The organism is Chloracidobacterium sp. (genome assembly GCA_015075585.1).
GTDB lineage: Bacteria > Acidobacteriota > Blastocatellia > Pyrinomonadales > Pyrinomonadaceae > OLB17.
Window position 1 is genome coordinate 662,056 of record JABTUB010000002.1, and the last position, 15,250, is coordinate 677,305.

Annotated in this window: 11 protein-coding genes; all 11 read right to left on the reverse strand. The window is 56.1% G+C overall.

The window, feature by feature from the left end:
• Positions 1-31 precede the first annotated feature (31 nt).
• Positions 32-670, reverse strand: a complete 639-nt coding sequence (locus HS105_12000; protein ID MBE7517309.1) for a hypothetical protein — start codon at positions 668-670, stop codon at positions 32-34.
• A 3-nt stretch (positions 671-673) separates the two neighbouring features.
• Positions 674-3,331, reverse strand: a complete 2,658-nt coding sequence (gene tssH / locus HS105_12005; protein ID MBE7517310.1) for a type VI secretion system ATPase TssH — start codon at positions 3,329-3,331, stop codon at positions 674-676.
• A 27-nt stretch (positions 3,332-3,358) separates the two neighbouring features.
• The gene (gene tssG / locus HS105_12010; GenBank protein MBE7517311.1) at positions 3,359-4,360 is read right to left on the reverse strand and encodes a type VI secretion system baseplate subunit TssG; all 1,002 of its coding nucleotides are present in this window, start codon (positions 4,358-4,360) and stop codon (positions 3,359-3,361) included.
• Positions 4,357-6,240 carry a type VI secretion system baseplate subunit TssF gene (tssF, locus tag HS105_12015; GenBank protein MBE7517312.1) on the reverse strand — a complete coding sequence of 628 codons (1,884 nt, stop codon included), beginning with the start codon at positions 6,238-6,240 and terminating at the stop codon, positions 4,357-4,359. The genes tssG and tssF overlap by 4 nt, the downstream gene beginning before the upstream one ends.
• 17 nt (positions 6,241-6,257) lie before the next feature.
• Complete coding sequence (gene tssE / locus HS105_12020) at positions 6,258-6,740, reverse strand: type VI secretion system baseplate subunit TssE (protein MBE7517313.1); 483 nt, start codon at positions 6,738-6,740, stop codon at positions 6,258-6,260.
• 94 nt (positions 6,741-6,834) lie between these two features.
• Positions 6,835-7,323, reverse strand: coding sequence for a type VI secretion system tube protein Hcp (locus tag HS105_12025; protein MBE7517314.1), 489 nt, complete (start codon positions 7,321-7,323; stop codon positions 6,835-6,837).
• A 136-nt stretch (positions 7,324-7,459) separates the two neighbouring features.
• Positions 7,460-8,950 carry a type VI secretion system contractile sheath large subunit gene (gene tssC / locus HS105_12030; GenBank protein MBE7517315.1) on the reverse strand — a complete coding sequence of 497 codons (1,491 nt, stop codon included), beginning with the start codon at positions 8,948-8,950 and terminating at the stop codon, positions 7,460-7,462.
• Positions 8,951-8,964: 14 nt separating this feature from the next.
• Positions 8,965-9,471, reverse strand: coding sequence for a type VI secretion system contractile sheath small subunit (tssB, locus tag HS105_12035; protein MBE7517316.1), 507 nt, complete (start codon positions 9,469-9,471; stop codon positions 8,965-8,967).
• Positions 9,472-9,536: 65 nt separating this feature from the next.
• Positions 9,537-10,733, reverse strand: coding sequence for a type VI secretion system protein TssA (tssA, locus tag HS105_12040; GenBank protein MBE7517317.1), 1,197 nt, complete (start codon positions 10,731-10,733; stop codon positions 9,537-9,539).
• Between the two features lie 126 nt (positions 10,734-10,859).
• Positions 10,860-11,660 (reverse strand): hypothetical protein, encoded by an 801-nt coding sequence (locus tag HS105_12045; protein MBE7517318.1) that lies wholly within the window; start codon positions 11,658-11,660, stop codon positions 10,860-10,862.
• 9 nt (positions 11,661-11,669) lie between these two features.
• A complete protein-coding gene (tssM, locus tag HS105_12050) occupies positions 11,670-15,242 on the reverse strand; it encodes a type VI secretion system membrane subunit TssM (GenBank protein ID MBE7517319.1) in 3,573 nt (1,190 codons plus the stop codon).
• Between the last annotated feature and the right edge of the window lie 8 nt (positions 15,243-15,250).

Consider the following 15,250-nt stretch of genomic DNA (forward strand, 5'->3'; position numbering starts at 1 on the left):
TATAGGACGCGCGGCAAGCGCGTTTTTTGCCCTAACGGCCTCCGTGCCGCTGCCTGTGGCTGTCATACCAAACGGCCGGCCGCGGCTCGCGTCTCGGATCGTGCACACCGCCGTCGCCGTCATACCACACGCTCGGGTTGCCGAACCGCGAAATAATACTGCCGTCACGGCCGTAAACAACGACCTCGCCTTCCCAATCACCGAATTCGATCGCCGTTTCCTCACAAAAGAAGAGCGAACAATGTTCTTCGCGGTAGTAGGTTTGCACTTCGCGGGCGGCGGTAACCTCGGCAGCGGCATTGAGAGCAATGCGGCGGCAAAGCTCATCGCCGTCGCCGCTTCGCGTCATTGTGGTCTCGGCGGCGTGACACGCAAAAAGCACGATCCGATCGACCTTTCCTCGAAGGCGCTGGAACTCCGAGACGTTCCGATACGAGATCAACTCGTGGCAGAACTGGAGTGCCGTAGTGTCCTCGGCGATGACGTGCAGGCCGTGGCACATAATATACAGCACATCTATGCCGCCGTGCGCGTCCGCGATCTCTGCGGTGTCGTTGAAGAACTCGTCGAGCGGCGTGTCCTCTGACACCTCGATCGTAAAGCTGTGCATATTCGTCGCGGGTGCACGGCCCTCGAGCCTTCTGTCATGTGCGATCACGTTTACGGCCATACGCTATTCGAATGTGTAGGCGAACTGCTCATTGTCGCCTACGGAAACACGCACGCTCTTGATGCCCTCGCCCTGTGCCATCCTCGAAAGCACCTCGCCGGACATCTCGGGCAGCAGCGTTCCGGTCAGGATGTTGTAAACATTGCGGGCACCGCTATCGACATCGGTGCACCGTTTCGCAACGGTTTCGATCACCGCATCGTCATATGAGAATGCCGCGTTGTGGTTTACCTTGATGCGGTCTGCTATCTTGCCGAGCTGCAGCTTGATGATAAGCCGCAATATATCATCCGAGATCGGATAATAAGGCACGGTTACCATACGGCCGAGCAGCGCCGGCTTGAACGCCTTTGTAAGCTCCGGCCTTACTGCATCGATCAGTCCGTCGGGCATCGGCTTGGTCTCAGGATCGGCACACAACTTCATTATGGTGTCGGTACCGACATTCGACGTAAGCAGGATGACGCAGTTCTTGAAGTCGATCTCGCGGCCTTCGCCGTCTTCGAGCACACCCTTATCGAACACTTGGAAAAAGAGTTCCATCACGTCAGGGTGTGCCTTTTCGACCTCATCAAGCAGCACTACCGAATACGGCTTGCGCCTGACGGCCTCGGTCAGCACACCGCCTTCGCCATAGCCGACGTATCCCGGAGGCGACCCTTTAAGGCTGGACACGGTGTGTGCCTCTTGATACTCGCTCATATTGATCGAGATGAGGTTGCGTTCGCCGCCATACAGCGCCTCGGCGAGAGCCAAAGCGGTCTCGGTCTTGCCTACGCCCGACGTTCCGACAAGCAGAAAGACGCCGATCGGGCGTTTCGGGTCTGTAAGGCCGGCTCGAGCGGTACGAATACGCTGTGCGATAGTGTCGAGTGCATGATCCTGCCCGAGGACACGTTCGCGGAGCGTCGAAGAAAGGTTCAGCACGGCATGGATCTCGTCTGCGACCATCTTGCCGATGGGAATGCCTGTCCAGCCCGAGATGACCTCGGCAACCGTTTGGCCGTTCACCACCGGCTGCATCAAGGGATCCTCGCCCTGAACTTGCTTCAGCTCATCGGTCGCGGTTTTGAGGTCGGCCTGCAGGGACGCGATATCGGCTGACGGCTCAGCGGCATCATCAAGCCGTGTTTGTTCAAGCTTGATACGGATACTGCGTATCTTCTCGACCAGCTCCTTTTCTTTCGTCCACTGCTCGTTCAGCTTGGCAAGCTTTTCTTCGGCAGCGGTGCGTTTCTCGATCAACTCCTGAAGACGTTCATCATGGCCCGCACCCGTGAGCTGCTCTCTTTCGAGGGCTCCGATCTCGGTGTTAAGATTCTCGATCGTTCGTGTCGTATCCTCGACCGATGCAGGCGTTGCACCTTGCCCTATCGCGACCTTCGCACACGCGGTATCAAGTACCGAAACGCTCTTATCGGGAAGCTGGCGTCCGGTAATGTAGCGAGCTGAGAGTTTGACGCATTCGACAATGGCTTCATCAAGCACGCGGACGTTGTGATGCTCCTCCATTTTATCGGCGAGGCCGCGCATCATCGCTACCGCCTTTTCTTCGTCCGGCTCTTCGACCTTTACAACCTGAAAGCGGCGTGCGAGGGCGGCATCCTTTTCAAAGTATTTCTTATATTCGGCCCATGTCGTAGCCGCGATGGTACGCAGTTCGCCGCGTGCTAGTGCGGGTTTGAGAAGGTTCGCAGCATCATTTTGGCCTGCTTGGCCACCGGCACCGATCATCGTGTGAGCCTCGTCGATAAACATTATTATCGGCTGCGGCGACGCCTTTACCTCATCGATCACGTTTTTCAGACGCTGCTCGAATTCGCCCTTGACGCCCGCTCCTGCCTGCAGCAGGCCGAGATCGAGCGAACGGACCGAAACATTCTTAAGCGGCTCCGGCACATCGCCCGAGGCGACGCGTGCCGCGAAGCCTTCGACAACGGCGGTCTTTCCGACGCCGGCCTCGCCCGTAAGTATCGGATTGTTCTGGCGGCGGCGGGTTAGAATGTCCACAATCTGGCGGATCTCACTGTCGCGGCCGAGTATCGGATCGATCTTGCCGGCGGCGGCCTTTGCGGTCAGATCCTCGGTATATTGATCCAATGCCTTTGTGCGGCCCGGAACACCGGTTGCGACCGGAGCACCGTCACCGGCGGCAGACGTCTCGCCGAGAGCCACGGCGTCGCGTGCCTCTGCTGAATCGGCGGTGACCTCTTCGAGCTTCGTTTGCAGCGATTCAGCCGAAATGTGATTGAATTCACGCGATATCTCGCGCGCAATGCGGGCAAGTCCGTCGTTCAGGACGAGGGCAAGGACAAGGTGGCCCGAACGCACGCGTGCCGCGCCGAAATCTACCGAAGCAAGCAGCCACGCATCCTGTATCCAACGCGGCAGCCGATCGCTCAATCCCGGAGTTCGCGTGTTGCCTGTCTTCAAACGATCGAGAGCTTCGCTGACATCCTTTGAGAGCCGGTCGATGTTCACCTCGTAATGGCTGCAGATCTTATGCAGGTCGGTGTCATCCTGCTCGAGCAGTTTTGCGAGGATGTGTTCGATCTCGATGTCATAATTCGTGCGTGAGAGGCAAAGCCCCGCGGCACCCTCGAGGGCGTTGCGGCATGTGTCGTTGAGTCGTGCTACAAGTGATTTAAGATTTACATTCATTCCTTTTGCCTATTTTCCGTCTTTCCCTCAGGCGAGGACGACCTGTTCATCATCCTGTGTGAAGGGCTTCGTTTTCAAAAAAGTGGTCCACCCGAGCATTGGCTTTCTCACCGCACGTGTGGTCAGAATGGCCGCAGGGACCTGTTTTGCCGCAAGTACGAGCTGAATATCATGATCGAACTCGAGGCCGAGTAGGAATTTAATGATCGACCGCAGCGGCGCCGCCGCGCTTCCGTTTGGCAGGAACGCCCGAAAACGATCAAAATTCAGCGGGCCGATGCGGATGCGGAGTTTCGACTGCTGATCCCAAACGCGTGTACCGATAATGGTGTTGACACCCAAATGGCTGTTCTTTTCGCCGAGTATGCTGTGATCGTCGGAACTGAGCTTGAGCCACTGGCCCGAGAACTGTTTGACCTTGACCGGCGTTTGAAAATAATCGCCAAGGATATTCTCGACCGCGTTATTGCTGTGCGGCCGCTGTGCAACGATGCCCGCGTACGGCAGCAGCGATTCGTCCTCGACGCTCATCCGTCCGCGAAGCCCTTTTGTGCCAAGCCCCGCAATGTCGTACAGGAACGCCGTAAAGCCGTCATCGCCGCGCTCATACGAAACCGGGAAACGATACTTTCGCCACGCCCTGTAAAAAAGCGAAACAGCCCGATGCGTAAAGATATCGAGGAACGACCACATCGCGGTATCGCGATGGCGGATGCGGTCAAAAACAAGCTCGGTATAGTGCGTCGGCAATACACCGCTGACGCCGACCATGCCCATGAAGTTGACCATCATCTCGACGCGCGTCTCGTCCGCGGTTCCAGTTTCGACCTCGTTGATCTCTTGGATCTCGCTTGGCGGAAAATCAAGGGCGACGCGCGAACGGAACCGGACGATCTCATCGGCAGGCATCGCCTCAGCACCGACACTCTGCTTGCCCGGCCGCGCCTTCTCCAGCACTCGCACGGCTTGGAAGAACTCGAACGAGTACGGCTCCTCCGCCAATTTTTTGGCAAGGCCCATCTCTGTCATAAAAGCTCCTGTTCTCCGGCACGCGGCGGAAATCGGCAAAGCTCTTCTTCACGCTGATCGGTACGAACGACGGTTTGGTTGAATGAGTTGATGCCTGCGTAAAGGCCGAGGAAATGCTCAATGACGCACGCGAAAAGGAACAGGCCGCTGCCCACGAACTGCTCTTCATCGAACGTCAATGTCGTTTCGATCCCGCGGACAAATCCCGCACCGACACGCTGCCCGATCTGGCGCACGACCTTGCGCGACGAGATACCGGTGATGCCCAATATCTGCTTCCGGGTGATCGCCGAGTCGTTGAAGTTATACAGGTGCAGTATCTCCTGCAACGCCTCGGCCGAGCCGTTGTTGTCGCCCACGATCGAGAGATAATTGAGGTTCAGGTGCGAGATCAGCCGCCAATGAGCGCTCCGCCGCTGCGGCGGCCGGAGCGTCTCGGTCGGTTTTGTAAGGCACTTTACACGCGAAAGCAACGCCGTACCTTCGATCTCAAAATCGCCTTCCTTGCCGCCGAACGGCAGCTTTGCCGGCAGATCGCGGTTCGTGCAGGTGGTCTTAACATTGAGCACCTCGACCGCAGGCACATTCGGGTCGAAATTCATATCGACGAGCGACATAAATATCTCGGTGCCTTCGTCGTCGGGACGCTGCGACTGCCGCCTGACGGTGTACCAGAACGATTTTTCCATCTGTTCGCCGTAGGCGTGCCGCATGGAATAGAACGGCGAGAATTCGCGTGTCGTATTGGTACGCGGATCGCTTGTTATGACCTCATCGACAGAATATATCTCGGTGGAATTCTGCCTGTGGACATCGGGAATTACCTGATATTCGTAACGCTGCTGCGACAGGTAGATCGGATCGGAAAGCCGTGAGAAAAGGTTGACGATCGGTGTGCATCCGAGGCGGAATGTATCCGCCGTTACAGGTGCACTCGGCGGCACAATATCCTTGACATCTATCACAAGCTCAAAATGGCTGCCGAAATTAGCGGCAATGGCACGGTCGAGGCCTTCGACATCAAAGAAAAGGAACTTGTACGGGAACGCAAAATATTCCGTCAGCAGGCGATAGCCCATGAAGGAACGCTTGGTGTAGGGCAGCATCGCCTCGTTCTCTGCAAATCCGACCTGCTTGATCGCATCTTTAGCCTGCAGAACAACCGGATCGGGCAAACGAAGCTGTATATGTTCAATGGTCTGACTTCCGATGGGTGCTTCCTTTGCGCGGAACTGCACCGTAACCGCGTTGTTGAAGATCAGCTCATAGAGCGGATACACAAGCTGCGGATCACCGTCGATATAGAACCGAAGCGTCGTCGGTACATCCTCGAGCGAACTTCTCCGAAGCTCACTAAGGCGCGAGTTGCCGTAGCAACGCATCCCGATGCGTATCTGTGCCGTCGCAAAACGTCCGCGTCCGTCCTTCGGTGCCGGCGATTCGAGCGAGGCGGACTCGACCTCGATCGGCATCAGATCGACATCATAAGCAGTTCGAAAGCGGCACGGGCTGCCGTCGATCGGCCGTGAATTGAGCCGCGTGCCGGCATCCATCTTCTGCACGGCTGTTAGTTTGTCGTGCGGCGAGCCGTAATTCATCTGCACGATCGACATCGATGGGATCGGGGCCAGATAGTGCGGATACAGGACGTTGAAGAAGGCTTCGGTTATCTCGGGCAGCTCATCATCAAGCTTCAGTCCGATGCGGCCCGTGAGGAACGCGAACGCCTCGATCAGGCGTTCAACGTGCGGGTCTTCGATCTTTTCTTCGCTGAGTTCGAGACGCGCGGCGATCTTCGGATAACGGCGTGCAAATTCCGCGCCCATGCGGCGCAGAAAGATGAGTTCGCGTTCGTAATATGCTAATAGTTCGTCACGCATCGCCCGTTAAAACGCCTCTATCGCTCCTTTACTTCAAATTCGCCGCTGCCCGACTGAAGTACCGTATCAAATACGACCGGCTCCGGTGTCGGCTCGATATCGAGGCTCGCCTCGATGCGGAATCTGAGGCTCCGCTCCGCTTCGTTCATCGGTTCGAGGATGATCCTCGGATGCAGGAACCGCGGCTCAAAATATTCAATGGTCTGTTCGAGTGCCTTTATGAGCCGCCTTTGCTCGGCGGGATTAGTCGGACTCATGGACATAATATCGGGCAGGCCGTAGCATGCCACAGAGTGCCGCACCTCGGCATCTTCGGCAACGTCGAGGTCGGGTGCCCGCGTATTGAGCAGCCATTCCAGGTCGCGGCGGACAGCCTGCTTCAGCTCACGCATCGATGTTGAGCGCGACTTCGGCGCCTCGGTCGAGACGCCGGGCTCCATATCGATGAGCCGGTCCAAGACCGACGGTGTTACCCTTACTTCTGCATCCTGTCTCGGCATTCGACTAAAAACGCGAAGGCAGGGTGGCGGGTCTTACGGTTTTCACGCCGCCCGCCTGCCCTGCTGTCCTATGGAGAAAGCTGAACGGTCGTGCTTAGATCAGCTTGTTGGCCTTCACATCGTAGCCGGCCTTAACGACACCGCCGAGCGTTCCGTCGAGCTTCTGCTCTCTGTACTCGAGCGTCATCTTCGCAAAGTTGAGCGAGATCTGATCGAGCGGGATCGTGTCAGCACCATCCGAACCGCCTGTGGTATAGGACGATACGAGGATGTCCTCGAACGTAACCTTCAAGAACTCCTGCTGCTCCTTACCTGCCTTGCGGGTAACGAGAACGGCGCGCTTGATATGCTCGCCGGTGGCGCACGCAAGGAAAAGCTTCGGCGAGGCCTTGTTGACCTTCATCACGAAGTGAAAGTCCTGCATCGCGACCTTACCCGCGCCGCCGCCGCCGCCGTATCCGAACGATCCGGTCTGGTTGGCACCCCACGAAAAGGATTCGATCTCGATGTCTCCCTTATGTTTCGCATCCTGGCTTTCGCCTTCGATGCCGTCTATCTTCAAGAAAAAATCTGCTATTGGCATTTTAGTTGCTCCTTTGACCTCGGTTAATAAAACAGCTGTGAATTACTTCTATCAGCTTCAATTGATTGACGTCTGCCGGGAGCTCTTTTGCCGAATAATTTCACATTTTTTCGGCAAAAGCTCCCGCCCCCTTTTATCACGCCTGCGCAGGTGCCGGAAGATCGGCGACCAACCGCAGCGATACTGACAGCTCGTCGAGCTGGAAGTGCGGCCGCAGGAATGCGACAGCTCTGTAAGCTCCCGGCTTGCCCGGAACTTCTGCAACATCGACGCGTGCTTCGCGCAGCGGATACTGTGCCTTGGTTGCCTGCGACGCCGTGTCGTCGTCGGTAACATAATGGCTGATCCACTGGTTGAGGAACATTTCGCAGTCCTTGCGGGACATAAATGAGCCGATCTTGTCGCGCATCATTGATTTCAGATAATGTGCAAAACGCGAAACCGCAAATATGTACTGAAGCTGGGATGAGAGACGCGCATTTGCATTTGCGGCATCGGAATCATACTTCTTGGCCTTATTGGCCGACTGTGTGCCAAAGAAGGCCGCATAATCGGTGCCTTTGCAGTGGACAAGCGGAATAAAGCCGTTATCGGAGAATTCCTTTTCGCGCCGATCGGTGATAGCGATCTCCGTCGGGCATTTCATTGCTATCTCGCCTTCGTCGGTCTCGAAGGTATGTGTCGGCAGGCCTTCGACAAGGCCGCCGCCCTCGACGCCTCGGATCGCCACGCACCAGCCGTACATCGAGAATGCCTCGGTCAGCCTTGTACCCAGAGCGTACGCCGCATTGCCCCAGAGATATTTTTTGTGATCCTTGCCGTCAACATCCTCTTCGAAGCGGAAGCTCTCGGTAGGCTTTGTCGCGGCTCCGTACGGTTCACGCATTAGAACGTGCGGAATAGTAAGGCCGACATAGCGCGAATCTTCCGATTCGCGGAAGCTCCGCCATTTCATATACTCCGTGCGGTCGAAGATCTTCGCAACATCGCGGACCTCGGCCATCTCGGAGTAAGAATCCCACCCGAACAGCCCGGCCGACGCGGCACTGATGAAAGGCGCGTGTGCGGCGGCCGCTACCTGCGATATGTTTTCGAGCAAGGCCATATCCTGCGGATGGTTGCCGAATTCGTAATCGCCGATGAGAGCCCCGAACGGCGAACCGCCGAACGTTCCGTACTCTTCCTCGTATATCTTCTTAAAGAGCGACGACTGATCGAATTCAAGAGCCCGTTCGAAGTCCTTAAGCAGGTCCTTCTTAGTAACGCTCATAACCTTGATCTTGAGCATCGGGCCTGTAAGGCTGGACTTGATCAGGTGATGCAGGCCGCGCCACGAGCCTTCCAGCTTTTGAAACTCCTCGTGGTGCATTATCTCGTTCATCTGTGCCGAGAGCAGCCGATCGATCTCAGCGATACGCGAATTTATGGCGACATCCATATTCTTTGACATCGTCAATTCGCCGCTCATGACCTGCGAGACGAACTCGCCGATCATATCCTTAGCCTGCTGCTTCTGATAGTCATCGCGGGCCATTCGGCCGTCAGCAAGTATTTGATCGAGCAGGCCGCCGCCGGATTCCTTTTCGACGGTTTTGACCGCAGCTTCTTGTTCTTTCTTAGTTGCCATTTTTATTGCTCCTCCTAACCGTCGATACCAAGCTCATCCTTGAGCTCCTTTTGCTTATCGGCGTTCGCAATGATGTCCTCGAGCATGGATTCAAGTTTCTCATTGCCATCCATTTTGGAACGCAGGTCGGCGAGCTTCTGCCGCGCTTCGACAAGCTTTCGCAGCGGCTCGACCTGCTGAACTATCTTATCCGGTTCGAAGTCGTCGATGTCCGAGAACTTAAGCTCGACGCCCATTTTGCTGCCGTCGCCGCTGAGCTTATTGTCAACGGTGAATGCAAGCCTCGGGGCCATACCGGCAAGCACTTGATTGAAGTTGTCAGGGTCGATCTCGACGAATTTCCGATTCTTGAGCGCCGGCAGCGGCTCTTCGGGTTTGCCGACAAAGTCGCCCATCACACCGACCACGAACGGCAGTTCTTTCAGTTCGATGGCACCGCCGACCTCGACATCATACGTGATCTGGACACGCGGCGGACGCACACGGTCGATCTTATGCTGTAAACTCTCTTTTTTTGGCATAGTTACTCTCCTTTTACTTATTTAATATCAAATACTCCGGACCATTACGTGCGTATGGCCGCCGATCACCAATCGCTGCTTGGCTCATCGGTCGCCGATGTTTCCGAAGACGTCTCGGCCGAACCCCAACTGTCATCCGACATCTGCCCTTGGGAATTATCAAGCCCGAGAGTGTCTCGAAGCTGAAAAAGCACGTTCTCATCCTTTATCACGTCGCGAAGCCATGTTTCGAGCGGCATATTGCCCCACTTGACCGCACGCTGAACCAGATACGCGACCGGCGAATGCGGCTCGGTCCTCTGAAAGAATGCGGCTATCTCGGCAAGCCGCTGCAAAGCCTCGCCGCGGCCGCGCACAGGCCCCGCACCGCCGCCGCTTGACGTTCCTTCGGCAGAACCTTCACCGTCCGCGTTCTCATCAGCCGCAACGCTGTCAGCCGGATCAGGCTCCTCGATACGCTTGCGTTCGAGGATCTTCTTTGCGAGGCCGCTAACCTCATCAAGCGTCTTTTTCAGATTTGAAAGCCCCGGCGTCTGGTTGCGGTCGTATTTCACCTCATCGACGTGATCAAGTTCGGCAAGAGCAGCCTCACACTCTTCGATCGTAAAACTCGTCTTTTCGCAGAATGCACGGCGTGTCTGGGCAAGAGCGGCCTTCCATTTCGCACTTGTCACGCGGTTCTCGCGTTCGGCCTGCGCCTTTAGGTCTGCGTAGTGCTGATACGACTCAGAATCCAGCGAGTCGAGATTATCGGGTATGTCAAACCTCTTTGCATCGACCCAATCGGCATAACCGTAACCCGCGCCTGAGGTCAAAGGAGCCGATCGGACGACGAACGTACCCTGGGAATCCAGCCAAGAGATCGCATTCGCGCGGCCTTCCATATCGCCTTCGTCGATCTCAGGGTGCAATGTGTCCCAGAACTTGTCCTGAAGCGCCGCAAGCAGTTTGAGGCCGTCACGCAGGCCTGCAAGGCCGTGCAGCTTTATCAGTGCTTCGGTCAGCCAAACCGCAAGCTGGATGTCCTTCGACCGGGTTGTAAGCGCGGGAATGGCGATCTCGGCGACCTTGCGATGATCCGCGGTCTTAAGCTCGGTCTGCCAATCGCCCTGCGACAGTGCGTCATCGGCGCGGCGTGCCTCGGCGATCTCGTCATAAATGCCCGAATATCGCAGATTTTCACCCGAAGGCTCGTCGTCCGAAATTGGCACAAGCAAGGCGTCAATATCTATGACCGGCGGTATTTGAAGTTCTTCGCTCATTAACAAACGGCTCCTCGCTGTAGGAACAAAGACGCTCTTTCTCAAACAATTTGCGTTATGCGCCGATAATGATACATCAAAACAATGCGCAAATACACAAGAATCTCTTATCGGCCGTCAGCCGCGTTATTCGGCCTCGTGGTCGAATTCGATGCTTTTCAGTTCAAGGATCGGCCTGTCTTTGCCGTCCATCCAAAACAGCCTAAGTCCTACACCGACAAACAGGTCGTTGCCGACGTCACGCCAATCCGTCATTCGGCCGAGCCTTACTGCGTCATTATCATGCCGATACGAGCCTGAATAGAGTGTCGGGAAGAACATTTCGCCGGCGGTTCCGTTCGTCATTTTGACATTCGCCTGCAGCCAATAGAGGTCGCGGAGCGTCTTCGGCTCAAAGAATTCGACCTTTGCCACGTTCTCGAACGGCAGCCACGTATATGTATCTTTGAAAATGACCTCGAACAGGCACATCGTCGCGTCGTTATAATCCCTGAGGTCCTCAACTGCTTCGCCGTTCACTTTGCAGGCGAAGGCGGGCCGCTCTTCCTCAACTCTGTCGAGTATCGCCCGTGCCTCGGCGCTGTTGCCCTCGCGCAGGCGATTATTGGCGTTGAGCATATCTTCGATATAGCCGGGCGGCGGTGCGAGAATGCCGGGCTTTAGCCCATCGTTAAAGAATTTTTCGCGATCCTGCTCGGCGCGGAGGCACTGCCGATAGATCAGCGAACCGATCGCCGCACCCGCATCCTGGTGGCCGATGACATCCAACTGCCGTTCTGCCCTTTCATAATTTCCGGCAAAGAGTGACAGCTCAAAGAGAAAGATGCGGCTCGAAACATTGGTCGGCTCGGCGCGCACCATATCGAGTGCCGCGGCGATGGCCGTATCAAGGTGGCCTGCATCAAGAAGTTTTTTCGCTTTATCCATTCCTCCTCCTTACTCGAAAAGGCTCTGCGGCGCCCTGACGGCCTTAAAGATCTCTCTGTCAAAAAGGTCGCCGCCGTTCGGCTTTATCGACGCAGAAACAGACTTGCCGCCGACGCTGTAACTCAGCGAATACTCGCCGCTCGCTTGCTTGGACGGATGTCCCGCATCGACGAATCTGAACAGGCCCCACGTGCCCGGGAACTTGAGCGTGCCCGGAGCCGCAGGCGCTGTCGCAGTGTTGCTGTTGCCCGCGGTCGCGGCTGCCGCCGAAGTGCCCGTCGTTACCACCACGCCGGTCTCCGCTGAGGCCGCCGCCGGAAATACGCCATTGATGGATGAAGTTCCCTCGGACGTTATCTTCTGGCCGTCGATGACAACCTCGATAAGCGAATCCTTGCCCGGCTTCAAGCTGAAGCCATATTCGAATTTTGGTGTCTGACTCGTGCCGTAAAGAGCCTTTCGTATGGCGAAGGCGCTGTTCAGATAGGCGACGAACTTATCGCTGAACTTGACCTCGGCAGTATCTTTCAGCTTGAGCACTCCGTTCGACTCTTCAAAGTATTTCTGCAAACGGTCAGTGTAGAACTTCGACAGCAGCCCGTCCGCAGGATTTAGGAATGCCGAGACCTTTGTCATATCGCATTCGGTGTCGCTCGCATCGAACGGATAGCATTTCTCGATCTCTTTTGCGGCCGGCAGCACTTGATCATTCCACTGCTTGGCGATCTGGCTCTTGGCGTCGGCACCGAGCAACGCCCGCAGGTTGCCGAGCGGTTCTTGGATCAACTCGGCGACATCCTGCGACGAAGGGGTTTCGCTAAAGCCCTGTATCAAGTTCGAGATCGCCGTCTCCGAGCGCCTGATGCCGAGGCGATCCTGATCGTTCGCAAGCTCTTGTGCGACCTGCTTGAGAGCATCGGCGGACAACCCGTTGATCGCATTCGACACTTTCCCGATCTCGCTGCGGTATTTTTCGACAGGTGCGTTCTCCTTATCTTCTTTCTTTCCAATAAATACGAATAGCGGCCTAAATTCCTTCTCCGGCTGCGAGTCGCCGCCCGTGTCGGGTGTGTCATCGCGCGTGAACCAGCTCTTTATCCATTCCCACCAGCCCGTCGCTTCGGGCTTTGCGGAAAGATTTGTGTTCTTCGCGACCTCCGTCAAAAGTACCTTCATCGGCGAGTTCGCTGACGAGAACGTCTGAAGTGCGGCTTGCGCCGCGTCCTTATTCTTGTACGGCCTGACCGTGGTAGCCTTGATAAAGGCACGCCATTGATCGGCATAATCACGCAGATAACGATCCTCGATCTTTGCCGCATCGGTGGTCTGCGCTACCTCCTTTTTGCCGAGTTCGCCCATTACCCAATCATCTTCGGAGAGTTTGTCGTTCGCCTCGGTGATCGCCTTCTTCATAAGGACGAAACCCGACTTTGTATATGCGCCCGGCACAGTGTAGCTGCCGTCCAGCAGGTTAGCATCGGCGCCGTTGCGGGCGAGGATCGCATCAACCGACATCGGGCCCAGCTTCTCGTCGATCTCACGGCTGATCTCGGAGACCTTACGCTTGTAATAGCGGTAAACCGCCGGGAATGCCTGCAGCTTCTTCCGCACGTCGTCAACAAGCTTGCCGTCGGGCATTATCCGCGGAAAGCTGTAATCGCTGTCATTGCGGTCAACCTGCTTCGCCCAGAAATCGAGCTGCTGGAGCGAAACGAGCTTCATGTCCGGCGGGATCTTCGCATCGCTCGTCCAATAGTCCTTGAACGTCGCAGCGATAAAGCCGGCGTCCGCCTTATCCTTGAATTGCCCCGTAAGCATCAAGTAAGCCTTTAGCAGATCGTACTTTTTACTAAGCAGGTCCTCTTCCTTATCGGTCAGCTTGCCCGGATTTGCGACGGGATTGGAGTCGGCGAATTTTCTAAGGTCGGTCTCGACACTTTTGATCGTAGCCGTCTTATAGCGGTTCTCGATCACCGCCATATAGATCTTCAAAAGGTTCTGCTTATAAACGCGGTTGCCGCTGTACAGCCCGAAACGCATATACCACGGAGCACCGTTCCGCTCATAATCGTCAAGCTTTACAAGCAGTTGCCTCAGATCTTCGGTCGTATTCAGTTCGTTGCGGAGCGAGCGCTCATCCGCTTTCGACGGGTCTTTGAATGCATCGGTACGCGTGATGGCAAGAAGCTTTTCGCCGCGGTCGGTGGCCTCATCCAGTAATTTTTTATTGTTGTACAGCGAGACGCCCGATAGGATCAGCAGCAGCGTTACGAGGCCCGCAAGGATGGTTGTCAACGCCCAGCCAAAGATCGGCGGACGCTGCTTTTGCGCCAAAAATGTTGCCACGAGATCGCGGTCACGCAGGATGACATCACGAAACAGCCTCTCGGTAAAATACGATGAGCCGACCGTTGGCGGGATGTTCGCGGCAGACCTTGCACCGACGTTCGATGCAAAATAGAAGCCGCGCAGGAACGGATTTTCACTAAATGGATTCGGCCGAAAAAGTGCCGCAACAAATGCTCCGATCTTACGGCGGGCTGAGCCGAAGTGAAGCGGAAAATTAAAGATACGAAGCTGCTTGACCGCCGGGAACGGTGCCGAAAGCCGTACGATGCGCCGCTTCATCACGGCATCGCGGAGGAGTTCGAATTCAGGGTCGAACTGTGCTTGTGCGTTCTCACTCTTCTCGATCGGAATGGTGGCGCCCCAAACCAGGTTCTTCGCCTCGTTCTTTGTTACGGAGAACGAATCCGAAAAGCCCTCGATCCCGTCAGCATGCGAGAAGACCAAATAGACCGGAAAACGGACCTTCAACCGCTGAACGGCATCATCGAGCCGCGTTCGCAGCACCTTTGCCGCCTGTTCGTTCTGCTGCTCGTCAGACTTGAGCGTCTGATCGGCATCGACGACGAGTATGAAGCCGTCGATCGGACGGCCCGGACGATGCTTCTTGATGGCTTCGAGCAAAACGCTCCAGTCATCCGCAACGCTTCCTTCGGCCTGATAACGGCCTGTCGTGTCGATAAAAACGCCTTCGCTCGTTACACGCCAATCGACACCTTTGGTTGGCCTAACAAGCCGCTGCTCGGATTCGCGCTGGCTTGCGGTTGTGCGAAAGTCGAGATTCGAACCGATTATCAGCGAACTCTTGCCCGACTTTGAAGGCCCGGCAACGATGTACCACGGCAGCGAATAAACCGCATCTTTGCCCGCAGCCCCGAGATTGGATGACTTTAGGAAATCAACGACCTCTTGGATGCCGCTGTCGATCTCGGCATTAGTGCCGACAGGGCCGGCCGCCTTTACGGGAGCCGCAGCCTGATCGGGCTGCGGGGCCTCAGCGTCAGGTTCGGCGGCAGCTTCGGCAGCCGCACGTTTGCGTTCACGCCTTGAGCGCACAAAACTAAAAAGCAATGCGAACGGAAGCGTCAGCAGCAGGAATGCTACAAAGATTATCCGCTGATTATCGCTGATGACGTTGCCCGGAAGCCAATAGGCAAGAACGGCCATCGCGCCGTAGAACGACATAATGCCGCCAAGTCCCAGTGCATACGATAATTGGCTTGTGTGCCAGCTCATATTTGTTA